The organism is Marinovum sedimenti, assembly GCF_054052205.1.
Genome location: NZ_CM133223.1, coordinates 540,327 through 563,782, shown reverse-complemented (window position 1 = coordinate 563,782; position 23,456 = coordinate 540,327). Strand labels below are relative to the sequence as shown.

The window sequence follows — 23,456 nt, the reverse complement described above, 5'->3', positions numbered from 1 at the left end:
GACTGCTTAAACCCCCCGTTCGTGGCCGCACGAACGAGAATACCCGGGACGAGGCGCGGCGACGGCTGCGCCTTGTCTCGTTTTCGGGGGATCGCGCCCATGGACAGTGCCGGGACGGGACGATACATCTTTGCCCGACCTTGCAAGAAGTTGATCCCATGGCCACGCTGAACGATATCCGCTCCACCTTCCTCGATTATTTTGCCAAGAACGGCCACGAGGTTGTGCCCTCGAGCCCGCTTGTGCCGCGCAATGACCCGACGCTGATGTTCGTCAACTCGGGCATGGTGCAGTTCAAAAACCTGTTTACCGGGGTCGAGACCCGCGATTACCAGCGCGCGACCACCAGCCAGAAATGCGTGCGCGCCGGCGGCAAGCACAACGACCTCGACAATGTCGGCTATACCGCGCGGCACCATACGTTCTTTGAAATGCTGGGGAATTTCAGCTTTGGGGACTACTTCAAAACCGAAGCCATCCCCTATGCCTGGGAACTGATCACCCGCGAATTCGGCATTGATCCCAAGCGGTTGCTGGCGACTGTGTATCATACCGATGATGAGGCGTTTGAGATTTGGAAAAAGGTCGGCGTGCCCGAAGACCGGATCATCCGCATCGCCACCTCTGACAATTTCTGGCAGATGGGGCCGACCGGGCCTTGCGGGCCGTGCACCGAGATTTTCTATGACCACGGCGATCACATCTGGGGTGGGCCTCCGGGCAGCCCCGAGGAAGATGGCGACCGGTTCATCGAGATCTGGAACGTGGTTTTCATGCAAAACCAGCAGTTTGAAGACGGCTCGATGAAGCCGCTCGACATGCAGTCGATCGACACCGGCATGGGGCTGGAGCGGATTGGCGCGCTGTTGCAGGGCAAACACGACAATTACGACACCGATCTGATGCGCAGCCTGATCGAGGCGAGCGCCGATGCGTCGAGCTCTGATCCTGATGGGCCGGGCAATGTGCACCACCGGGTGATCGCGGATCACCTGCGGTCGACCTCGTTCCTGCTGGCCGATGGCGTGATGCCGTCGAACGAAGGCCGCGGGTATGTGCTGCGCCGGATCATGCGCCGCGCGATGCGGCACGCGCATTTGCTCGGGGTGAAAGACCCGATGATGCACCGGTTGGTGCCAGCGCTGGTGCGCCAGATGGGGGCGGCTTATCCGGAACTCGGGCAGGCGCAGGCGCTGATCGAAGAGACGCTGCGGCTGGAAGAAACCCGGTTCAAGACAACGCTCGACCGCGGGCTCAAGCTGCTTGACGATGAGCTGGCCGATCTGCCGGAGGATGCCGCGCTTCCGGGCGAAACGGCGTTCAAGCTGTACGACACCTATGGTTTCCCGCTCGATCTGACGCAGGATGCGCTGCGCGAAAAGGGCCGTGGCGTGGATACCGATGGGTTCGATGCGGCGATGGCTGAGCAAAAGGCCAAGGCGCGGGCGGCTTGGTCTGGTTCGGGCGAAACCAAGGACGCCGAGGTTTGGTTTGACGTGGCCGACAAGCACGGCGCCACGGATTTCCTTGGGTATGACACCGAGGTGGCCGAGGGGCAGGTGCTGGCACTGGTCAAGGATGGCGCGGAAGTTGCGGCTTTGCAGCCCGGTGAAGAGGGCTGGATGGTTGTGAACCAAACGCCGTTTTATGCTGAATCCGGCGGTCAGGTCGGGGACAACGGCACATATCTCAAGTCTGATGGCGGCGGCGTAATTGCCGATACGCACAAGATGGCGGGTGGGGTTTTCGCCCATCGCCTGACGCCTGATAAATCGGCGCTGGCCAAAGGCGATGCCGTTGAATTGCGGGTCGATCACGCGCGGCGCAGCAATATTCGCGCCAACCACTCAGCGACGCACCTGTTGCACGAAGCCCTGCGCGAGGCGCTTGGCGATCATGTGGCGCAGCGTGGGTCGCTGAATGCTGACGACCGGCTGCGGTTTGATTTCAGCCACGCCAAGGCGCTGTCGTCTGATGAGCTGTCGCAGGTTGAACGCGATGTGAACACCTATATCCGCCAGAATGCGCCGGTCGAAACCCGGATCATGACGCCGGATGATGCGCGCGGCATCGGGGCGCAGGCGCTGTTTGGCGAGAAATACGGCGACGAGGTGCGTGTGGTGTCGATGGGCCGCAAGGCGGGCTCGGGCAAGGGCAGCGACAAGGCGACCTATTCGCTCGAGCTGTGCGGCGGCACCCATGTGCGCCAGACCGGCGACATCGGGGCGTTTGTCACGCTGGGCGACAGCGCGTCGTCGGCTGGTGTGCGCCGGATCGAGGCACTGACCGGGCAGGCGGCGATGGACTATCTGCGGGCGCAGGACCGGCGTTTGGCGCAGACGGCCGCCGAGTTGAAGGCACAGACAGCGGATGTGCCCGACCGGGTGCGCGCGCTGTTGGACGAGCGCAAGGCGTTGCAGGGCGAAGTGGCGCAATTGCGTCGTGAGCTGGCGATGGCGGGCGGCTCGGGTGGCCCCGAAGCTTCGGCCGAAGACATCGGCGGCGTGCCGTTTGTGGCGCAGGTTTTGACTGGTGTGACCGGCAAGGACCTGCCGCCGTTGATCGATGCGCAGAAGGAAAAGCTGGGCTCGGTGGCGATCTTGTTGATCGCTGACACCGGCGGCAAAGTGGCGGTGGCCGCGGGTGTGACCAAGGACCTGACCGACAAAGTGTCGGCGGTCGATCTGGTGCGTGCGGCTGTTGCGGAACTGGGCGGCAAGGGCGGCGGTGGCCGGCCTGATATGGCCCAAGGCGGCGGCGCCGATGCGTCGAACGCGGACAAGGCAATTGCAGCGGCAAAAGCCGTGTTGGGAGGATAAGATGAGCGCCTATTGGATTGCACATGTGCACGTGACCGATGACGAAGCCTATGGCCGCTATGCCAAGCTGGCCGGGCCAGCGATTGCAGACCACGGCGGCAAATTTGTTGCGCGCGGCGGGGCCTATGAAACGCTTGAGGGCAAGGAACGCGCGCGCCATGTGGTGGCGCTGTTTCCCTCGCTTCAGGCGGCACATGATTGTTATCATTCAGAGTCTTACCAAGAGGCGTTGAGCCACGCCAAAGGTGCCTCGGAACGCGATCTGGTGATTGTCGAAGGCGTCTGAGCAACGCGCGCCAATTTTGCGAAGCCGCCTACGGATTTCGCGAAACATCCTACGGACAACAAAAAGGCCGGGCAATGTGCCCGGCCTTTTTCGTCGCTCTATCCGATTGGCGGATCAGAGTTTCTTGGACATCCGCTTGCGCTCATGCGGGTCGAGGTAGCGCTTACGCATACGGATCGAGGTCGGCGTGACTTCCACCAGCTCGTCGTCGTTGATATAGGCGATTGCCTCTTCCAGCGAGAGCGTGATCGGCGTGGTCAGGCGGACCGCTTCGTCGGTGCCAGAGGCCCGCACGTTGGTCAGCTTTTTCCCTTTGAGCGGGTTCACTTCCAGATCGTTTTCGCGCGAGTGTTCGCCGATGACCATGCCGGTATAAACCTTGGCCTGCGCCCCGATGAACATCTTGCCACGATCTTCGAGGTTCCACAGCGCATAGGCCACCGCATCACCGTTTTCCATCGAGATCAGAACACCGGCACGACGGCCCGGGATCGGACCTTTGTGTGGGGTCCAGCCGTGGAACACGCGGTTAAGAACGCCGGTGCCGCGGGTGTCGGTCAGGAATTCGCCGTGATAGCCGATCAGGCCACGCGAGGGAACATGTGCGATGATCCGGGTCTTGCCGGCGCCAGCGGGGCGCATTTCGACCAGTTCGGCCTTCCGGTTGCCGGTCAGCTTTTCGATCACCGCGCCAGAGTATTCGTCATCCACGTCGATGGTGGCCTCTTCGACCGGTTCCATCGTCTTGCCGTCTTGCTCCTTCATGATCACCTGCGGGCGCGAGATCGACAGTTCGAACCCTTCGCGGCGCATGTTCTCAATCAGAACGCCCATCTGCAATTCGCCACGGCCCGAAACCTCAAAGGCCTCGCCGCCGGGGGTGTCAGCGATCTTGATCGCGACGTTGCTTTCGGCTTCTTTCATCAGACGCTCGCGGATCACCCGCGATTGGACCTTTTTGCCTTCACGACCGGCCAGTGGGCTGTCGTTGATGCCAAAGGTCACGGTGATGGTGGGCGGATCGATCGGCTGGGCGTCCAGCGCTTGGTCAACGGCCAGCGCACAGATGGTGTCGGCCACGGTGGCCTTGGACATGCCCGCAAGCGAAACGATGTCACCGGCTTGCGCCTCTTCGATGTCCTGCTGCGCAAGGCCGCGGAACGCTTGGATCTTGGTGACGCGGAACTGTTCGATCTTTTGGCCGATGCGGCTCAGGGCCTGCACGGTTGCGCCAACCTTGAGCTTGCCGCTTTCGACGCGGCCGGTCAGGATGCGGCCCACAAAGGGGTCAGCGCCCAGCGTGGTGGCCAGCATGGTGAAATCTTCGTCCTGACGCTTGACCTGACGCGGGGCAGGGACGTGATTGACGATCAGGTTGAACAGCGCCGAGAGATCTTTGCGCGGCCCGTCAAGCTCATGATCAGCCCAGCCATTGCGGCCCGAGGCGTACATATGCGGGAAATCAAGCTGGTCGTCATCGGCGTCGAGCGAGGCAAAGAGGTCAAAGCATTCGTCCAGCGCCCGGTCAGGCTCGGCGTCGGGCTTATCAACCTTGTTGAGCACCACAATCGGACGCAGGCCCAGCGCGAGGGCCTTGGACGTCACAAATTTGGTTTGCGGCATCGGGCCTTCGGCGGCATCAACCAGCAGTACAACACCATCGACCATCGACAGGATGCGCTCAACCTCGCCACCAAAGTCGGCGTGGCCCGGCGTATCAACGATGTTGATCCGAAGGCCTTTCCACTCGACAGACGTCGGCTTGGCGAAGATGGTGATACCACGTTCGCGCTCCAGATCGTTGCTGTCCATGGCGCGTTCTTCCACGGCCTGGTTGGCCCGGAACGCGCCGGATTGTTTCAGAAGTTCGTCAACGAGTGTCGTTTTGCCATGGTCAACGTGTGCGATAATCGCAATATTGCGAAGGTCCATTAGGGATGCCTTTATGTCGGAGTTGCGCGGCACCTATCGTCGTGCGCCCCGAAAAGCCAGCCCTAATGTGTGGCGGTGTGTGAAAACAGCTGTATCACGGCGATACCGGCGACAATTAGTCCCATGCCAAGCACCGCGGGCAGATCAAGCCTCTGGCCAAAAAGCACCAGCCCGATCAACGCGATGAACACAATGCCCATCCCCGACCACAGCGCATAGGCCACACCAACTGGTATGGTTTTTAGACAAAGTGCCAGGAAATAAAACGCCAACCCATAGGCGATCAAGACAATGATCGACGGCCCCAAACGGGTAAACTGCTGGCTGGCCTGCAGCGCGGTAGTCCCGGCAGTCTCAAACGCGACCGCAATCACAAGTGCAAGATACGCCGGCATCACAAACCTCCGCAAAAGACCTCAGAAATCCCCCTTTTTAACTTCTTCTGTTTAAAAATACCTCGGGGGTCTGGGGGCTGGCCCCCAGTCCGACCTTTCACACTTGCGTTACGCCGGCAAGTGGATCGGCAGTCGCGCCCGGATTTCCCGGTCAAGATCCGGAGCCAGCCGGGCAGGGGCGCGGGACGCCAAAATCTCTTCTTTCCGCGCCGTGGCGCGCGCCAACAATTCGGGCCGCCCTTGCTCTTCCCATTCCTTGGGCGAGGATCGGTTGCCCAGCGACGGATAAACATAATCCGTCTGCATCAGCCCCAGCGTCTGATCGGTGCCAAGATAATGCCCCGGTCCATTGAGACAGACATCGCGGATCACCTCGACCGAGACATTCTCCTCGGTCACCTCGATCCCACGCACACAGCGCAACGCCTGGCCAATCAGATCATCGCCAAGGATCAGGCTTTCGTGACAGAATCCCAGCAGCGAGGCGTGCATCCCGGCGGATTCGTACACCATATTAAGCCCGGCAAGCCCGGCCATGACGTTCGAGCACATCTGCTCCCATCCGGCCTGCATATCCGGCAGTTTGGAATCGGCAATGCCCGCCGCCGCGCCGCCCGGAAGGTTGTAAAACGCATGCATCTGGGCGCATCCGGCCGTCAGCAGCGCTTGTTCGCCCGATCCACCCGACATCGCCCCGGTGCGCAGATCGCTGACAAACGGCCAGGTGCCAAAGATCGCCGGATGGCCCGGCACGATGGCATTGACATAGACCAGACCGGCCAGACACTCGGCCATGGCTTGCACGATGGCTCCGGCGATCGAGGCGGGCGCGGTGGCGCCAGCCTGACCTGCACTGAGCAGCAGAACGGGCATACCGGCGCGAATACAAGCCTCCATCACCAGACAGCTTTCGGTGGCGAATTTCATCGGCGGCACGACAAAGCAATTGGAGTTCGACATGAAAGGCCGCGCGCGCCAGGCCGCTTCGCCGCCTGCAACAGTGTGCAGCATGTCGACGATGGGGCCGACGAAATCCGCCTCGGTGAACGAGGTTCCGATGTGTTTGGTGGTGCCCGAGACGCAGGCGTAGGCGGTGTTCACGTCCATTTCAAACGGATCGGGAATGTCACGCGGCACCATCGGGCGCTGGACAAAGTGGATATTGTCGAGCGTATCGGCAATCCGGGTGGCGTCATGCAGGTCTTGCAACAGGCTTTCGCGGTAATTGCGCCCGTCGACATCCACCATATGCACAGCAGCGCCTGCGGTGCCGTAGTGTACTTTCTGCTCCGACAGATGCAGATCATGCACCGGGTCGCGGCCAAACAGCGTGATCTCGCGGTTGGCGCGCGCGATGGTGTCTTCGATCAGCGCGCGGGGAAACCGCAACCGACCATCGTCGCCCAGGATCGCACCGGCACCGGTGAGCGCGGCCACGCCGCTTTCGGGCGCATCAGCTAGGCCAACGGTTTCCAACAGGTCGAGCACAGCGGCATGGATGCGCGCAACAGCGGCGTCGTTCAACGGGCGAAATGCGCCGCCGCTCAGACCAGGGCGAATGGGGCGCAGATGCTCTGCGAGCTTGGTGGACCGTGCGGCACGGCGCGCGGCGCGTCCGCCCATGCGGGGCGATTTCGAAGGCGAAAGATCTGTCATGTCAGGCTCCGGAAAAGAGGAAAGGGTGGCGTTACACCACGCCGGGCCTTCCACGGGCCGCGCGACCACGGCCTGCGCCGATGGTTCTGCATGTGATGATATAAAGGCAAGTTCTGCCCGTCATCCGCGCCTCCTGATCCTGCCCAAGGTTTGCCGAGAAAATCCGGCTGGTCTGGCTTGTTTGCGACACGCTGTCGCTTTTGCGTCAACGCGCGGTGGCCGCGTGCGCTTTCTTTGGATTGGCAGGATCAGACATGGCGTTCATATGATACTGTGCTGCGTGCGCGCTGGTGGTCTGGGTCTGCCATAGAGGTCCGGCAGGCGATGGTTGGTGATGCTGTCCACCGGCACTATCTTGTAAACGCGATTCAGAAATGTCACTGGCTGCGCAAAGCAGGAATGACACTTTGGGCGCTGACGGTAGCAAAGCCTGACAGGGCGTAGACCTCAGATATCGGAGACCTGGCTGGCTTTGCAGGGGTCAGTGCAAGAGCTGCCGTTTCTCTTTTCTGGTGAGGAACGCGGCCAAGCCTTCTTCGTGCAAGGTCTTCTCGAATTGCTGCCAAGCGAGGCCGTCCGCGATGAATGGATCGTCGAAGACAGTGGATGTGCCGAACTCATTTATGACTTCCAGAATCCAGCCAGGGTCGATGTCGCTCTTGTAGATATCGATTGTCAGGAAGTGCCCGTCTATTTCGATATCGGCGCACAGATCGGACATGATGATCTCAGGTTCTTCTTCAGCATTCATAGCTCCAATCTTGAGCCTATTCTGCGGCCTGTACAATCGTCTTTTTGTTCCGCGCCCCTGACGGCCGACCCGGCGTTTTACCACTCGGCTTATAGCCCATCTTCTCAGAATTTGTCCTGACCGGGTATTTTGGTGGTGCCTTATCTTGCATCTCTTTGATGTGTTCCAGCACGGCACCAAGGCGCTTGTTGTCGGTGATAGCGGCATGAGTGACGCGCTGATCCATATCGAAGATCTTATAGGGCAGGGATTGGCCTTTTGAACGCACTTCGAACCGCCCATCCACGAAAGCATAGGTGTCCACGTATTTGCCGACCAAGCCGCGTGTGACATCACTTTCTTCAAGCATGATCCGTTTGCGGTCATAGGAAAACGTCAGCTGCCTGCCGACGTACCTGTACTCGCGCCAGCACAGTACTTCATCGAGCCGATCAGGTTCGACATTGAGAGTGCGGTGCAGGTTGTCAGGCTTGGCCGGTGCTTTGGCGAATTGCGCGTTGAAACGTTCTTTGAAGCCTCGCAAATAGGCGTTTCCAGCCTCCATGTCCGAGATGCTTGCCAGCCGCAATTCCTTCACCAGCCGATCTTGCAACGTCCGGTTTGCCCGTTCGACGCGGCCCTTGGCCTGAGAGCTGTTCGCGCAGAGAATCTCAACGTTCAACGCGTTCAGTGCACGCCCAAACTGGGTCATACCCGCACCAGCCTTCGCGTCTTTCTTGGCCACGCGGAACACCGTGTGCTTGTCGCTGTAGAAGGCGACCGGGCGGCCATGTGCAAGCAGGTAGCTTTCCAGCGCTTCGAAATAGCTGAACGTGCTCTCCGACTTTACAAACCGCAGTTCCATCAACGTGCTGGTGGCATCGTCGATGAAGACGAGCAGGGTGCAGGGGCCCGCACGATCTTCAAACCATCTGTGATCTGAGCCATCAATTTGGATCAGTTCGCCCATACATTCCCGTCGCAATCTGGGTTGATGAAACCTGCGCCGCTGCTTGCGCGAGAGCCAGATGCCGTCGTCCTGCATCCATTTGCGCAGCGTCTCGCGTGACACCTTGAACCCGTGATGTTCCGCCAGCATCTCAGCGGCCAGTGTCGGCCCGAAATCCGGGTAACTCTCCTTGATCAGCGACAGCGCGTACTCTCGCTTAGCTTTATGGATCAGGTTGTTTGGGGGCTTCCCACGCGCCTTGTGTCGGATCGCCGCCGCACCATCTTGGCGATAACGCTTCAGCAATCTGAAAACCTGACGACACGTCAAATCCAACATGTTTGCCGCGTTGTCGACGCTAAGCCGACCATCATCGACCTGCGCTAAAACTTCCACACGGTTCAACTCGCGTTCGCTCATCATCACCCATCCCATGTCCGATCTCCCGTTGCTCACTTGAACAAGAGAGTGACATTCCTGAATTGCACAGGGGTGACATTATCGCTTTGCGGTTACATATCTAAGCCTCATAATCAGTATTATGTAATATATTGTGGTCTATAAAACCGGATTTGAACGCGCTCCTCTTGCCTTTGGGGCGTGAATATTGTTCCTGTCCACAAACCGTAAAGGAACTCCGACATGCCGCATTACCGATCCAGAACCTCGACCCATGGACGCAATATGGCCGGTGCGCGCGGGCTTTGGCGCGCGACCGGCATGACAGACGACGATTTCGGCAAACCGATCATCGCCATCGTCAACTCCTTCACCCAGTTCGTGCCCGGCCACGTTCACCTGAAAGATCTCGGCCAGATGGTCGCGCGTGAGGTTGAAGCCGCTGGCGGTGTTGCCAAGGAATTCAACACCATCGCCGTTGATGACGGCATCGCCATGGGCCACGACGGCATGCTCTATTCCTTGCCGTCGCGCGAAATCATTGCCGACAGTGTCGAGTATATGGTCAACGCCCACTGCGCCGATGCGATGGTCTGTATCTCGAATTGCGACAAGATCACGCCCGGTATGATGATGGCCGCGATGCGCCTGAACATCCCGGCGATCTTTGTCTCTGGCGGCCCGATGGAAGCTGGCAAGATCGACATCGAAGACCTTGATATGAAAAAGGTTGATCTGGTTGATGCCATGGTCGCCGCCGCGTCTGAAACCATGACCGACGCTCAGGTTCAGCACATCGAAGAAAACGCCTGTCCGACCTGTGGATCGTGCTCGGGCATGTTCACCGCCAACTCGATGAACTGTCTGGCCGAGGCGCTTGGCCTTGCGCTGCCGGGCAACGGATCGACGCTCGCGACACATGCGGACCGCAAGCATCTGTTCCTTGAGGCTGGCCGTCAGATCGTTGAGATCACCAAACGCCACTATCAGCTTGAGGAAAAAGGCTTTCTTCCGCGTGAGATCGCCACGTTCGAAGCGTTTGAGAACGCCATGAGCCTTGATATCGCGATGGGTGGATCGACCAATACGGTGCTGCACCTGCTGGCGATTGCCTATGAAGGCGGCATCGATTTCACCATGCAAGACATCGACCGTCTGTCGCGCAAAGTGCCGTGTTTGTGCAAGGTTTCGCCGAATATCGAGAACGTCCATATGGAAGACGTTCACCGCGCTGGCGGGATTTTCTCAATCCTTGGAGAGCTTTACAGGGCGAACCTCTTGCACGGTGACACGCGGACGGTGCACAGCTCGACCATGTCCGAGGCGATTGCGCATTGGGACATCAAGGTGGCCAACAACCCCGAGGCCGAGCGGCTTTTCAAAGCGGCACCCGGCGGCGTGCGCACCACGCAAGCCTTCAGCACCGAGAACCGCTATAAGGAGCTCGATACTGACCGCGAAGGTGGCATTATTCGGTCGCAGAAACATGCGTTTAGCCAAGATGGCGGTTTAGCCGTGTTGTTCGGCAATATCGCCGAAGAAGGCTGTATCGTGAAGACCGCAGGTGTGGATGCGAGCATTCTGCAATTCACCGGCAGCGCCTATGTTTGCGAAAGCCAGGACGCCGCGGTGAGCGATATTCTGACTGGCAAGGTCAAGGCGGGCGACGTGGTTGTGATCCGCTATGAGGGTCCGCGCGGCGGCCCGGGCATGCAGGAAATGCTCTATCCGACCAGCTATCTGAAATCCAAAGGTCTGGGCAAAGATTGCGCCTTGCTGACCGATGGCCGCTTTTCCGGCGGCACCTCGGGTCTGTCGATTGGCCATGTGTCGCCCGAGGCGGCCGAGGGCGGTACCATCGGGCTGGTGGAACATGGCGACAAGATCGAGATCGACATTCCCAACCGCAAGATCCACCTCGCAGTCGACGATGGCGAGCTGGCAGCACGGCGTGAAAAACGTGACGTTGAAGGCTGGAAACCCGCCAAGCCGCGCAAGCGTAAAGTTTCGACAGCGCTGAAAGCTTATGCGGCGCTGACGACATCGGCGGCCAAAGGGGCTGTGCGCGTTGTAGACTAAGGGACACGGGGATTAAGGGACACGGGGGCCGGTACATCCGGCCCCTACCCCGCTATTTTTCTGGACAGGAAATTCTAAGCCTGTCTAATGGCAGAAAGATTTTCCGCCACTCGTTTGTCCAGTCCGGTTTTGACGTCCGGTTTTGCTGCTCTGACGCCTGGCGCAACAGGAGCCAAAGCGCATGTCGAAAGACCGGAACAAGTATCTTCTGGCCCTGACCAACGCCCCCTCGATCGAGGCGCTTTGGGACATGCACACCAAGAAGCTGGCCGAATACGGCTTTGACCGGCTGCTGTATGGGTTCACCTATTATCGCACGCAAACCTCGCTGGGCGATCCCAACGATTTTCTGATGCTGACCAACCATGACCCGTCGTACACCGACGAATTCTTGGGGGGCGAACTCTACAAGAATGCTCCGATGACCCGTTGGGCGATGGACCACGAAGGCGTGGCCAGCTGGCGTATGGTGGGCGATCTGGCGCGTCAGGGCGCGCTTACCAATGCCGAGATGGCGGTGGTCAAGTTCAACCAGAAGATGGGCGTGACGGCCGGCTATACGATCTCATTCAAAGCGGTGTCTCTGCGGTCCAAGGGGGCGATTGCGCTTACGGCCAAAGATGGCATCAGTCAAACGCAGGTCGATGAAATCTGGGCCGAGTTTGGCGACGACATCGTGACGATCAACAATGTCGCGCACCTCAAGATCCTCACCCTGCCCTTCACCGGATTCGGCAAGCCGCTGACACCGCGCCAACGCGAAGCGCTCGAATGGGTCGGCGATGGCAAAACGACTCAGGACATCGCGCTGTTAATGGGACTGACTGCCGCAACGGTAGAAAAACACCTCCGACTCGCACGCGAAGCGCTAAATGTCGAAACAACGGCCCAAGCGGTGCTTAAAGCATCGTTTCAGAACCAAATGTTCGTGCTCGACCTCTGACGTTACGTAAGGCCGCACCTACGTTAACGCATTTTTCACGCTTCACAGCGCTTTGAATGCAACTGATTTACCCAAGTAGGGAAAACCGGACTTCATTACGCTGCGGAAATGGGGCACTCTATAGAAGTTCCGTGAGTGGTGGCAATTCAGCCAGGGAACGTCAGGATCGTGCCCCTTGTGATTTCAAGGTTCCGCTATTCTGCCCGGGTAACCGGAGGTCGGTCTGGGGTGTATTTATCGCTTCAGGCCGGCCAACTCGGGCTGCTTCGTCTCATCCCCATTAGTCCGGGGTGGCCCATAAAAAAGCGGAGCTGGCCGTCGCAGCCAGCTCCGCATTTTTTTGTCTTGGTGGCCCCGCGCAGAACGCAGGGCCGGAAGATCAGCCTTTTACGGCTTTGGCGACTTCAGCCGCGAAATCTTCGGTCTTTTTCTCGATGCCTTCGCCCACTTCAAGACGGACGTAGCCGGTGATCTCAACACCCGCGTCGGTTGCGGCTTGGGCAACGGTCTTGTCGGGGTCAACAACAAAGGCTTGGTTCAGCAAGGTGATCTCGCTCATGAATTTCTTCATGCGGCCCACGATCATCTTTTCGATCACGGCGTCGGGCTTGCCCAATTCCTTGGCGATGTCGATCTGAACCTGACGTTCTTTTTCAACAACCGCCGGATCAAGGTCTGCCTCGGACAGCGATGCCGGGTTGGCCGCTGCGATGTGCATCGCAACCTGTTTGCCAAAGGCGTCGTTTTCGCCGGAAAGCGCAACCAGAACACCGATTTTGCCCATGTCTGTCGCAGCAGCGTTGTGCACATACGACACAACCGACCCACCTTCGAGCTTGGACATCCGGCGCAGCGACATGTTTTCGCCAATGGTGGCGATCTTGTCGGTCAGCGTTTCGGACACGGTTTTGCCACCGATATCGGCCGCGGCCAGTTCTTCCACTGTCGACACGCCCAAAGCTGCGGTGGCAATTTTCGAAACCATGCCTTGGAATTCGGCGTTCTTGCCGACAAAGTCGGTTTCCGAGTTCACTTCAACGGCCACACCCTTGCCCGCTTCGACGACGACGGCAACAAGGCCCTCGGCGGCGGTACGGCCGGATTTCTTGGCAGCTTTGGCCAAACCTTTGGTGCGCAGCCAGTCAACCGCGGCTTCGATATCGCCGTCAGTTTCGGTCAGCGCTTTTTTGGCGTCCATCATGCCTGCGCCGGTCATCTCGCGCAGTTCTTTTACCTGCTTAGCAGCAATCGCCATATTGGCTCTCCTCATCTCGAAAGGTCGTGGGGGCAAAGTTGCCTCTGCCCCCTGATCTGGAAATAACATGTCGCTTTTGCGACACTGCCGGGCGATTAGCCTGCGGCAGGCGCGTCTTCGGCCACAACTTCTTCAGCCGGAGCTTCTTCCATTGCGCCGATGTCAACGCCAGCCGCGCCCAGTTGGGCCGACATGCCGTCAAGCGCCGCGCGCGAGGCCAGATCGCAATACAGCGCAATGGCACGGGCCGCGTCGTCGTTGCCGGGGATGATGTAATCCACACCATCGGGCGAGCAGTTGGTGTCGACGATGGCAACAACCGGAATACCCAGTTTGTTGGCTTCGGCCACGGCCAGCGCTTCTTTTTTCACGTCGATGACAAACAGCAGATCGGGCACGCCGCCCATTTCGCGAATGCCGCCCAGCGAAGCTTCAAGCTTGGTCTGGTCACGTTCCATACCGAGGCGCTCTTTCTTGGTAAGGCCCTCGGCACCGGTTTCCATCTTTTCGTCGATTTGCTTCAGACGGTTGATGGACTGGGAAACGGTTTTCCAGTTGGTGAGCGTGCCGCCCAACCAACGGTGGTTCATGTAATACTGTGCGCATTTCTCGGCCGCATCTGCAACGGGCTGTGCCGCCTGACGCTTGGTGCCGACAAACAGAACACGGCCGCCTTTGGCAACGGTGTCGCGGATCGCGTTCAGAGCCTGGTCCAGCATCGGGACGGTCTGAGTAAGGTCCATGATATGGATGCCATTACGCGCACCATAGATGAACGGACCCATACGGGGGTTCCAGCGTTGTGTTTGGTGGCCAAAGTGAACGCCAGCTTCAAGCAGCTGACGCATGGTGAACTCGGGAAGAGCCATGCTTCTTTTCCTTTCCGGTTTACGCCTCGGTGCGGGATGAGAAGCGGTTGCTTCAACCGGTGGACGATTGGGGATGTCTCCCCCAAAAGCCCGCCCACACCTGCGGATTAATGGCGCGCGTATAGCCCCCTTCGCCCCAAGCCGCAAGCCCCATCTGCCCCCCGTCATGTGCCAGCCCCAATCGGCCCACCCGCGCAGACAAAACACCGTCCCTGCCCCCCGTCCCCGGCAGGGTCTTCTTCTGTTTATAAATACCTTGGGGGGTCCGGGGGGCAAGGCCCCCTGGTTTTAATCCCTAGCCTTAGTGGGGGTCTGGGGGCGCAGCCCCCAGCCTGTCGACACGCGCAAGGCGTGGCGAAACTCACCTGAAGTCCGCGCTACCGATACAGCAGCGACACCCCATTGGCGAAAAGATGCACCTTCGCCGGCACCGCCGCGAGCCGCACCGATTTACCGCGTACATCGGTATGGATGCCCTGCAACTTGCCAATCACCGCATCGCCGTCGCCCTGCTTTTCAAAGTACAAAAGCGTCACTTCCCCAAGCGCCTCGATGATATCGACCTTACCCTCAAAGATCGCCTCACCCGTGGTTTCCACAAGATCCTCGGGCCGCACCCCGACATTCACCATCATCCCCATATCGCCATCCTTGGTGGGATAGTCCGACACCGCCGTGCCGCCGCCGTCGAGCCGCACCGTCGTTTGCGCCCCGGTCCCAACCACCTGCCCCGGCAAAAGGTTCATCGCCGGCGAGCCGATAAACTGCGCCACAAACTCGCTGTTGGGCCGTTCATACAGCTCCAGCGGGCTGCCAACCTGCGCCACGCCTTTGTTCGCCAGCACCACAATCCGCGTCGCCAAGGTCATCGCCTCAACCTGATCATGGGTGACATAGATCATCGTCGAGTCGGGCATCTGCTCTTTGAGCTTGGCAATCTCCAGCCGGGTCGCCACGCGCAGCGCGGCATCCAGATTGGAAAGTGGCTCATCGAACAGATACACCTTGGGATCGCGCACAATCGAGCGGCCAATCGCCACCCGTTGCCGTTGCCCGCCCGACAGCGCCTTGGGCAACCGGTCAAGATAGTCGCCAAGCTGCAAAAGGTTGGCGGCCCGGTCCACCGCGGCGTCAATCTCGGCCTGTGGCTTCTTGGCGATCTTCAGCGCGAACTGCATGTTTTCGCGCACCGTCATATGCGGATAAAGCGCGTAGGATTGGAACACCATCGCAATGCCGCGCAACGACGGGGGCACGTCATTCACCACCTGCCCGTCGATTTCCAGCGTGCCCGAGGTGATCTTTTCCAGCCCGGCAATCATCCGCAGCAACGTTGATTTGCCACAACCAGACGGCCCGACAAACACGATCAATTCGCCGGTCGTGATGTCGAGGTTAACGTCGTTGAGCACATTCACTGCACCCGCATAGGTCTTTTCGACGTTGGTCAGTTTAAGATTGGCCATTGGTCTTATCTCCTTCCGCGGGGGTTATTGTTTGATCGCCAAAGCAGGTTGCCACGGCCCAAGATGCAGTTTGCCATCCGCCTGCGGTGCCGCCGATCCAAGCTCAGCGCCGATCTGAAGCCAATCCCCCTCCGGCATCTCAATCGCCCCCGGCGCATCGCTGAGGTTGAAGGCGCAAAAAATCGTCTCGCCCTCATGCGACCGCTGGAAATGCAGCACGTCGCCCTGCGCCGAAATCCCGCTGTGCGCGCCTTTGACCAGCGCCTTATGCGCGTGCCGAAACTGGAGCGCGCGGCGGTAATGATGCAGGATTGCGCCGGGATCGTCCTCTTGCGCGGCCACGGAACGCGGCAGATGTTCACGGCTCACCGGAAGCCAAGGCGCACCGGTGGTGAACCCGCCGCTCTGGTTGGACGGCTCCCAAACCATCGGCGTGCGGCATCCGTCGCGCCCCTTGAATTCAGGCCAGAATTCAATGCCATAGGGGTCTTGCAGGTCTTCAAACGCCACATCGGCCTCGGGCAATCCCAGCTCCTCGCCCTGATACAAACAGACCGAGCCGCGCAGGCAATGGATCAGCGTCGCATAGGCTTTGGTCGCCGCCGGGGTCAGCCCCCAGCGCGACACATGGCGCGGCACATCGTGGTTGGAAAACGCCCAGCACGGCCAGCCATCCGGCGCGGCCTCATCCACCGCGTGCAGTACCTCGGCCACCCGCGCCGCTGTCAGATCGCTGCCCGAAAGGAATTCGAACGCGTAGCACATATGCGCCTTGTCGCCGCCCGAGGTGTATTCGCCCATAATCTCAAGCCCGCGCTGCGCATCGCCCACTTCGCCCACCGCCGTCGTGCCGGGATATTCATCCAACAGCGCCCGGAAGCGTTTGAGGAAGGCCAAGTTCTCAGGCTGGTTCTTATCGTAGAGATGCTCCTGATGGTTATACGGGTTCACCGACGGCGCGATCGAGGAGTTGCGCTGGTCTTTCGCCAGCGGAGGATTGTCGCGCAAGCCCTTGTCGTGGATGTAGAAATTGATCGTATCAAGGCGGAACCCATCCACCCCGCGATCCAGCCAGAACCGCACCGCGTCGAGCAAAGCGTCCTGCACCGCCGGGCAATGGAAATTCAGATCAGGCTGCGACACAAGGAAGTTGTGCAGGTAATACTGCTCGCGCCGCCCATCCCATTGCCAGGCCGAACCGCCAAAGATCGACAGCCAGTTGTTGGGCGGGTTGCCATCGGGTTTGGGATCGGCCCAGACGTACCAATCGGCCTTGTCATTGTCGCGGCTCGACCGGCTTTCGACAAACCAAGGATGCGCCGAGGCGGTGTGCGACAGCACCTGATCGATCATCACCTTGAGGCCAAGCTTATGCGCGGTGTCGACCATCGTATCGAAATCCGCCAGCGTGCCGAACATCGGATCAACATCGCAGTAATCGCTCACATCATAGCCGAAATCCTTCATCGGCGAGGTGAAGAACGGCGAGATCCAGATCGCATCCACCCCGAGCGAGGCGATATGCGGCAGGCGTTGGGTGATGCCGTTCAGATCGCCGATGCCGTCGCCATTGCTGTCTTGGTACGAGCGCGGATAAATCTGATAGATCACGCCCCCGCGCCACCAATCCTGATCTTGTTCACGAGACGGTTTCATTTTCATATCCATATGTGCGTTCATTATTTCACCGATCCGGCCAGCAAGCCGCGTACGAGGTATTTTTGCATTGCGAAGAAGACGATCAGCGGCACCACGATTGACACAAACGCCGCTGTTGCGAGGATTTCCCAGTTGCCGCCACGGGTGCCCAAAAGCTCGATGATCTGGTTGGTCATCACCGTGGTCTGCCCCGAAGCATCAATCAGGAACACCTTGGCCACCAGCAGATCATTCCACGTCCACAGGAACTGAAAGATCGCGAAAGAGGCCAGCGCGGGAAAGCTGAGCGGCAGGATGATCTTGGTAAAGATCTGGAATTCCGTCGCCCCATCAACCCGCGCGTTTTCGATCACGTCACGTGGCAGGCCGACCATGTAGTTGCGCAGCAGGTACACCGCGAGCGGCAGGCCAAAGCCGGTATGCGCCAGCCAGACGCCGAGGTATCCCTTGCCGATGCCAATCCCCAGATGCAGTTTCAACAACGGGATTAGTGCCAATTGCAGCGGCACCACCAAGAGCCCGACGATAAAGGCGATAAGCAGCGCGCGACCGGGAAAATCCATCCATGCCAAGGCATAAGCCGCAAAGGCCGCGACGATGATCGGGATGATTGTCGCCGGGATCGTGACCGTCATCGTGTTGAAAAACGCCTTGGTCATGCCCTCGGAATTGCGCCCGTCAAACAGCATGTTTTCATAATTGCGCAGGGTGAACTCCGGCGGCGTTGTGGCGGTGACAAACACCCGCGCCCCGCGCCCGCCGGTGAATTCCTCCTCCGACACCATGCGGTAATCGCCGTTTTCCAACACGGTGATCGTTTCACCTCCGCGCATCTCGGCGGTCTCACCCGCCGCAAAGGCCGACACATCGCGCGACGAGGTGCCAAAGGCGGAAATCGGCGCAGGTTTGGTGCCATCAACGGCAAACAGATTGCCCTCGATCACATAAAGCGCGCCGTCGCGGGTCTGGCTGTCGGGGTCGGCGGTGCGCAGCGTCAGGTTCTGCTCGGTCGGGAACAGCGCGTTCCACCAGCCAGAGCCTGAAATCTGATCCGCGGTGCGAAACGACGAGACAAACAGCCCCACCGTCGGAAACAGCCACAGCCCAACAAGCAGCACGACCGAGATATGCACAATCCACGTCAGCGAGGATTTGGTACCAGCAATATTATCCATCGAAGTATGCCTCCTCAGCGCATTTCTTTGCGCGCATTGCGCACGTTCCAGACCAGGATCGGCGTCACCAGCAGCATGATCACAATTGCCGAGGCCGACCCCACACCCCAATCATTGGAGCGAAACAGCTTGTCATACATGTAGTTGGCCAGAACCTGCGTCTGCCATTGGCCGTTGGTCATCGCGAACACGATGTCGAACACCTTGAGCACCACCAGCGTGATCGTCGTCCAGACCACCATGATCGTCGACATGATCTGCGGCACCTTGATCTTGAAGAATATCTGCATCGGTCCGGCCCCATCCACGATGGCGGCCTCGATGGTTTCCTCGGGGATACCGCGCAGGGCCGCCGAGAGGATCACCATGGCAAAACCGGTCTGGATCCAGATCAGCACCGCCATCAGAAAGAAGTTGTTCCAGAACGGCACCGTCAGCCATTGAACCGGGCCTTCGCCCGACAGCCAGACATAGATCGCATTCAGCACGCCGATCTGATCCGCGCCTTCGGGGCGGGCGTCATAGACCAGCTTCCAGATCACCGCCGCGCCGACAAACGAGATCGCCATCGGCATGAAAATCAGCGACTTGGCGATATTGCCCCAGCTGATCCGGTCGGTCAGTTGCGCCGCGAGCAGGCCAAAGGCGGTCGAGGCCGCAGGCACCACAATCAGCCACAACATGTTGTTGCCCATCGCCTCCCAGAACTTGGGATCGGCCATCATGGTCCTGTAATTATCAAACCCAACAAAGGCCCCGCCCGCATCCCTGTCGGTCAGCGACAGGCGCAGCGTTTCCACCACCGGGTAGGCCAGATACAGCGTCAGCGCGAAAAGCGCGGGAAACAGGAACAACCAAGGCCGGATCATATTGGCGCGGTTGATGTTACGCCCGGCGTTTGGCCCCTTGGCGGGGAAAAGCACCTTGTCCACCAAGATGTTAGAGAAGTAAAAGTAGGCCAGACAAGCGCCCACGCCAATGACAATGGTTAATAAACCAAGTAACGCCGGATGCATGGCGCGCCCTCCTTTGGAGATCAAAATACAGTTCGAAAAGTCTGGGTTTCGGGGCGCGCTCACAGAATTGCGCGCGCCCCGAGGGACAGGGGGCGCTTACTTCAGCGCGTCCCAGCTGTCCTGGATTTCAGTGGCCACTTCATCCGCGGGCTTGCCGCCAACATATTCGACCATGCCAGTCCAGAAGGTGCCAGCACCCACGCCGCCGGGCATCAGATCCGAGCCGTCAAAGCGGAAGGTCGTCGCGTTCAGCAGCACTTCGCCAAGCGCACGCTGCGTGGCTCCCGCATAGGTTTCCAGATTGACGCCGCTGTGCGGGGTCAGGAAGCCGGGGCGCGCCATCATGACTTCATGCGCAAACGGCGTTTTGAGGAATTCGAGGAAGCCACGCGCCGCATCGTTTTCTTCGGTCATCGCCATCAAAGTGCCTGCGCCGAGCACCGGGTTGCCCAGCTCTTTGCCCGCATAGGCCGGGAAGTAGAAGAAATCAGCGTCGAGGCCAACTTCGGTGCCTTCGGGGAAATAGGCCGGAATGAACGAGGCCTGGCGGTGCATCATGCACTGCGGCGGCGAGTCAAACATACCCTTGGGCGAGTCGCGGAAATCGGTCGCGGCGACCGAGCCAGCGCCACCGGCGACATAGTCGTCGTTCAGCGCGAAATAGCCAAATTCTTCAATCGCGCCCACAACGGCGGGATCATTGAACGGGATCTCATTGCTCACCCATTGGTCATAAACCGCAGGCGGTTGCGTGCGCAGCATCATGTCTTCGACCCAGTCGGTCGCCGGCCATCCAGTTGCCCCGCCAGACCCCAAACCGATGCACCACGGCGTTTCGCCATCGTCGACCATCTGCTGTGTCAGCGCCTTGAGGTCTTCCATGGTTTCGGGGACGTCGTAGCCGAAATCCTCAAAGTTTTCCGGCACATACCAGACCAAGGATTTGACGTTCACGTTAAAGAAGAAACCATAGAGGCTGTCGCTGCCATCTTTGCCCGCATAGGTGCCAAGGTCGACCCAGGACTGCCCGGCGGCGTAATTTTCGGTGACCCAATTGCCAAAGTCATCGCCAAGCGGCGCCAGAAACCCGCGCGAGGCAAGGTTGGCGGCAAGGCCGGGCTGCGGGAACACTGCGATGTTGGGCGCCGAGCCAGCCTCGGCGTCGATCACGATCTGCTGTTCCATCGAGTCCGAACCGACATAGGTGGCGTTCGCCCCGGTGGCCTCGTTGTAATAGGCAACCAGCGACTCAAAGGCTTCGGCTTCGGCGGCCAGCCAAGGGCCAAGAATGGTGACATTCTCGCCAGAGAAGTCGTTGGCCTCGGCAAATCCCGACAGGCTGTCCCAGTTGAAACCACCCTCGCCTTCGGCAAACGGCAGATGGCCAGCGGCCTGTGCAAGAGACGCGGATATCGCAAAAACCGCAACACTCGCATAAAGCGAATTTTTCATATTATTTCCTCCCTGTGCGATAGTCGCACACTTTATCGAACACCGTGTCACGCTTTTTTACAAGGCTTGTCTAGCGGCCTGCCCCGCACTCCCAAAGCGCTTTGGTAAATTGAATTTGGTTTACAATCGCGAAAAAGTCAACGAATTATTGCTGAGCGATATCAATGATCTCTCTGCGGTGCAGCATTGGCAGGTCTGGCAGACGGCTATTTGTGTCACAGGATTTGCGTAGTACAACACTCCCATCCTGCCCCACCAGAAAGGCTGCTTGACGCTATGAATTTGAAACAGCTCTCCGAGCAGCTAGGACTGTCGCAGACCACCGTGAGCCGCGCTTTGAACGGCTACCCGGAAGTCAGTGAAAAGACACGCAAACGCGTTCTTACGGCGGCGCGCGACAACAACTATACCCCCAATACGCGGGCGCGGTCTTTGGCCACCGGGCGGTCGATGACCATTGGCCATGTGATCCCGGTGTCGACCCAGCAGGAAATGGTGAACCCGATTTTTGGCGATTTTGTCGCCGGCGCGGGCGAGATTTATTCCGCCAATGGTTATGACATGTTGCTGTCTCTGGTGCCGGATTCAGACGAGGAAACCTTCTACCGCGACCTCAAAATCAAGGGCAACGTCGATGGCATCGTGGTGCATAGCCCGAAAATGAATGATTCGCGGATTGATCTGTTGAACGATCTCGGCCTGCCGTTTGTGGTGCATGGCCGGGCCTCTGATGTGACGGTGCCCTATTCCTGGGTCGATGTGGCCAATGTGACGGCGCTTCAGGATCTGACGGCGCATCTGACCGGCCTTGGCCACACGCGGATTGCCCTGATCAACGGGGTCGAGGTGATGGACTTTGCCCACCGCCGCCGCGCCGGGTATCAGGCCGCGCTAAGTGCCGCCGGGGTCGAGGCGCAGCCCGAGTTGATGGCCACCGGCGACATGACCGAGACCTATGGCTACAACGCTGCAACCCGGATGCTCGCCCTGCCCGCGCCGCCCACCGGCATCGTAGTCTCGTCGCTGATCACCGCGCTTGGCGTGCGCCGCGCGGTCGAAGCTGCGGGGCTGAGCGTAGGGCGCGATGTCTCGGTCTGCACCTTCGACGATGACCTGTCGTATCTGCGCAATGGCACCGAGGCCGAACCGGTGTTTTCGGCCGTGCAAAGCTCGGTCAGCGAGGCGGGCCGCTGCGTCGCGCGCATCCTGCTCGAGCGGATTTCCAACCCGCTCGCCCCGCCCGGGACGGAAATGATCCCCCACCGGCTGCTTGTCGGTGCCACCAGCGGACCGGTCCCCGTGGCCTGACGCGCCGCCGCCGGACTTGCATTATGACGGCCAAACGCCATAAAGACGGGCAATGTTAGCGCTCACAGGGTGACACTATGACAAAAACCAACGATCTGACACTGGTTGCCGACATCGGCGGCACCAACACCCGCGTGGCGCTTGCCGAGGGCACTCGGCTGGTCGACGGCTCGATCCGCCGCTACCGCAATGCAGAAAATGCCTCGCTGACCGAGGTGTTCGAGGCTTATCTGTCCGAGACCTGGGCCAAGCCCGTGGCCGCCTGCGTCGCCGGGGCCGGTCCGGTGATGGACGGTGTTTTGCGGATGACCAACCTTGATTGGGTGATCGATGGCGACAGCGTGCGCGCGGCCTCGGGCGTGACCCGCGTTGCTGTGCTCAACGATCTACAGGCGCAGGGCCACGCGCTTGGGCTGTTGGGCGACGATGATCTGCGCCCGCTGCTGCACGCCGACGCCGCCAAAGACAGCAACCGCACGACGCGGCTGGTGATCGGCCTCGGCACTGGTGTCAACATTGCGATGGTGTTTCAAAGCGGCGGTCTGACCCTGGTGCCACCCTCCGAAGCGGGCCACATCAGCCTGCCCCTGCGCGGAGAAGATGAGCAGAAGCTCGTAGATTTTCTGATCTCCGAAGGCGGATTTCCCTCGGTAGAAGAGGCACTTGCCGGGCGCGGCTTGCAGGCGCTTTATCGCTGGCGCCGTCAAGAGGCCGGCAACCCCGGTGCCAAGCCTCCCGCCGAGATCATGGCCGGGGCCGCCGATGGCAGCGATGCTCAGGCGGTCGAGGCGGTGGGCTATCACGTCCGCTTTACCGGGCGGGTCGCGGGCGATCTGGCGCTGGCGCAACTGCCGTTCGGCGGGATCTATTTCATCGGCGGTGTCAGCCGCTCTCTCGCGCCGTATTTCGATACGATGGGCTTTGGCGATGCCTTCCGCGACAAAGGCCGCTTTGCCGATTTCATGCAGCAATTCCCGGTGTTTCTGATCGAAAATGACGAGGCCGCGCTCTTGGGCTGTGCCTCGCATATGTCGGAACTGCTCAACCATCCCGTCGCGCCCTGACCAA

18 protein-coding genes are annotated in these 23,456 nt (G+C 59.7%); 6 read left to right on the top strand and 12 right to left on the bottom strand.

Annotated features, from left to right (window positions below):
* Window positions 1–158: 158 nt before the first annotated feature.
* Entirely contained in the window at window positions 159–2,819 is a 2,661-nt protein-coding gene (gene alaS, locus ACW9UO_RS02760) for an alanine--tRNA ligase (RefSeq protein ID WP_457087462.1), read from the top strand.
* A 1-nt stretch (window position 2,820) separates the two neighbouring features.
* Window positions 2,821–3,105 (top strand): DUF1330 domain-containing protein, encoded by a 285-nt coding sequence (locus tag ACW9UO_RS02755; protein ID WP_457087461.1) that lies wholly within the window; start codon window positions 2,821–2,823, stop codon window positions 3,103–3,105.
* 114 nt (window positions 3,106–3,219) lie between these two features.
* Here ACW9UO_RS02755 and typA read toward each other — a convergent pair whose 3' ends face one another.
* The 5 genes from typA to ACW9UO_RS02730 form a co-directional block, all read right to left on the bottom strand.
* Window positions 3,220–5,037 (bottom strand): translational GTPase TypA, encoded by a 1,818-nt coding sequence (gene typA / locus ACW9UO_RS02750; protein ID WP_457087460.1) that lies wholly within the window; start codon window positions 5,035–5,037, stop codon window positions 3,220–3,222.
* Between the two features lie 62 nt (window positions 5,038–5,099).
* The gene (locus tag ACW9UO_RS02745) at window positions 5,100–5,432 is read right to left on the bottom strand and encodes a DMT family transporter (RefSeq protein ID WP_457087459.1); all 333 of its coding nucleotides are present in this window, start codon (window positions 5,430–5,432) and stop codon (window positions 5,100–5,102) included.
* Between the two features lie 108 nt (window positions 5,433–5,540).
* On the bottom strand, window positions 5,541–7,088 hold the full coding sequence (locus ACW9UO_RS02740; RefSeq protein WP_457087458.1) for a trimethylamine methyltransferase family protein: 1,548 nt from the start codon (window positions 7,086–7,088) through the stop codon (window positions 5,541–5,543).
* 481 nt (window positions 7,089–7,569) lie between these two features.
* Entirely contained in the window at window positions 7,570–7,839 is a 270-nt protein-coding gene (locus ACW9UO_RS02735) for a hypothetical protein (protein WP_457087457.1), read from the bottom strand.
* A 16-nt stretch (window positions 7,840–7,855) separates the two neighbouring features.
* Window positions 7,856–9,202 (bottom strand): ISNCY family transposase, encoded by a 1,347-nt coding sequence (locus ACW9UO_RS02730; RefSeq protein ID WP_457087456.1) that lies wholly within the window; start codon window positions 9,200–9,202, stop codon window positions 7,856–7,858.
* Between the two features lie 207 nt (window positions 9,203–9,409).
* Here ACW9UO_RS02730 and ilvD point away from each other — a divergent pair, with 207 nt between their 5' ends.
* Window positions 9,410–11,245, top strand: coding sequence for a dihydroxy-acid dehydratase (ilvD, locus tag ACW9UO_RS02725; RefSeq protein ID WP_457087455.1), 1,836 nt, complete (start codon window positions 9,410–9,412; stop codon window positions 11,243–11,245).
* A gap of 181 nt (window positions 11,246–11,426) precedes the next feature.
* Window positions 11,427–12,188: a helix-turn-helix transcriptional regulator gene (locus ACW9UO_RS02720; RefSeq protein WP_457087454.1), complete on the top strand. Its 762-nt coding sequence runs from the start codon at window positions 11,427–11,429 to the stop codon at window positions 12,186–12,188.
* A 379-nt stretch (window positions 12,189–12,567) separates the two neighbouring features.
* Here the strand turns inward: ACW9UO_RS02720 and tsf are convergent, their stop codons facing one another.
* From tsf to ACW9UO_RS02685, 7 genes are all read right to left on the bottom strand, one after another.
* Window positions 12,568–13,443, bottom strand: a complete 876-nt coding sequence (tsf, locus tag ACW9UO_RS02715) for a translation elongation factor Ts (RefSeq protein ID WP_457087453.1) — start codon at window positions 13,441–13,443, stop codon at window positions 12,568–12,570.
* Between the two features lie 95 nt (window positions 13,444–13,538).
* Window positions 13,539–14,312, bottom strand: coding sequence for a 30S ribosomal protein S2 (gene rpsB, locus ACW9UO_RS02710; RefSeq protein ID WP_457087452.1), 774 nt, complete (start codon window positions 14,310–14,312; stop codon window positions 13,539–13,541).
* Between the two features lie 377 nt (window positions 14,313–14,689).
* Window positions 14,690–15,778, bottom strand: a complete 1,089-nt coding sequence (locus ACW9UO_RS02705; RefSeq protein WP_457087451.1) for an ABC transporter ATP-binding protein — start codon at window positions 15,776–15,778, stop codon at window positions 14,690–14,692.
* Between the two features lie 24 nt (window positions 15,779–15,802).
* Entirely contained in the window at window positions 15,803–17,458 is a 1,656-nt protein-coding gene (bglA, locus tag ACW9UO_RS02700) for a beta-galactosidase BglA (protein ID WP_457087450.1), read from the bottom strand.
* Complete coding sequence (locus ACW9UO_RS02695) at window positions 17,458–18,612, bottom strand: carbohydrate ABC transporter permease (RefSeq protein WP_457087449.1); 1,155 nt, start codon at window positions 18,610–18,612, stop codon at window positions 17,458–17,460. The genes bglA and ACW9UO_RS02695 overlap by 1 nt, the downstream gene beginning before the upstream one ends.
* 14 nt (window positions 18,613–18,626) lie before the next feature.
* Window positions 18,627–19,628, bottom strand: coding sequence for a carbohydrate ABC transporter permease (locus ACW9UO_RS02690; RefSeq protein ID WP_457087448.1), 1,002 nt, complete (start codon window positions 19,626–19,628; stop codon window positions 18,627–18,629).
* A 96-nt stretch (window positions 19,629–19,724) separates the two neighbouring features.
* Entirely contained in the window at window positions 19,725–21,080 is a 1,356-nt protein-coding gene (locus ACW9UO_RS02685; protein WP_457087447.1) for an ABC transporter substrate-binding protein, read from the bottom strand.
* A 276-nt stretch (window positions 21,081–21,356) separates the two neighbouring features.
* Between ACW9UO_RS02685 and ACW9UO_RS02680 the strand changes: the two genes are divergently transcribed.
* Together ACW9UO_RS02680 and ACW9UO_RS02675 are read left to right on the top strand one after the other, a co-directional pair.
* Window positions 21,357–22,388, top strand: coding sequence for a LacI family DNA-binding transcriptional regulator (locus ACW9UO_RS02680; protein ID WP_457087446.1), 1,032 nt, complete (start codon window positions 21,357–21,359; stop codon window positions 22,386–22,388).
* 77 nt (window positions 22,389–22,465) lie between these two features.
* On the top strand, window positions 22,466–23,452 hold the full coding sequence (locus ACW9UO_RS02675) for a glucokinase (RefSeq protein WP_457087445.1): 987 nt from the start codon (window positions 22,466–22,468) through the stop codon (window positions 23,450–23,452).
* Window positions 23,453–23,456 lie beyond the last annotated feature (4 nt).